This window comes from Marinobacter iranensis, assembly GCF_029207565.1.
GTDB lineage: Bacteria > Pseudomonadota > Gammaproteobacteria > Pseudomonadales > Oleiphilaceae > Marinobacter > Marinobacter iranensis.
Genome location: NZ_JANCMW010000415.1, coordinates 1 through 235 on the forward strand (window position 1 = coordinate 1; position 235 = coordinate 235).

Here is a 235-nt window from a genome sequence, read left to right on the forward strand (position 1 = left end):
ATCGGCGGCGGGAGCAAGGCGTCAATTATATCCGCGCCAGAGTTCAAGTGACGGCCAACCATGCCGATTCGTTCGGTCACTGGCAAACGAAGAGCTGTTGGCCTTGGGGAGGGAATCCGCAACGGCCCGATTTTACGCGATTCAACCTGGATTATTTTCGCTCGGCCGACAAGGCGATGGAGAAGCTTGCCGCGCGCGGGATGGGCGTCGAGCTTATCATGGAAGCGTGGATGCT

At 58.3% G+C, this 235-nt stretch carries 1 protein-coding gene; it reads left to right on the plus strand.

All coding sequences use genetic code 11. The features are described 5' to 3' along the window. The coding region (locus NLU14_RS22920) for a hypothetical protein (RefSeq protein WP_275710944.1) at positions 1-235 on the plus strand (235 nt) is incomplete at both ends.